This is a genomic window from Corynebacterium sp. HMSC074C03, from assembly GCF_001838285.1.
GTDB lineage: Bacteria > Actinomycetota > Actinomycetes > Mycobacteriales > Mycobacteriaceae > Corynebacterium > Corynebacterium amycolatum.
Map to the genome: position 1 here is coordinate 1 of NZ_KV836221.1, position 308 is coordinate 308.

General features: G+C 48.7%; 1 protein-coding gene. It reads left to right on the forward strand.

Annotation, left to right across the window (positions count from 1 at the left end):
• Positions 1-250, forward strand: a 250-nt coding sequence (locus HMPREF2847_RS11670) for a hypothetical protein (protein WP_210401623.1), incomplete at its 5' end; no start/stop codon positions are given.
• Positions 251-308: the final 58 nt, after the last annotated feature.

Consider the following 308-nt stretch of genomic DNA (forward strand, 5'->3'; position numbering starts at 1 on the left):
GCGGCCTGGCCGTTATCCAAAAATAAAACGTTCCCTCTCCCGAACCGACGAGGCCAAAAGAAAAAGGAACAAAACCATGATCTTTCCCACAAATGAAAAAACCACGCGAAAAGCACCCAAACAAGGCGCCGCCACGCAATCCATCACCCGCAAGCACAAAAGGACCCAAAACAAACAAAGGCCCCTGGCACCCACCAGCAACACACGCGCAAACGACAACCAAACAAGCACTTTCCCAAAAAAGTATTAGTTAGTACATCGGCACACTATTGAGTTCTCACACAACACACACCCACAAAACAACCACC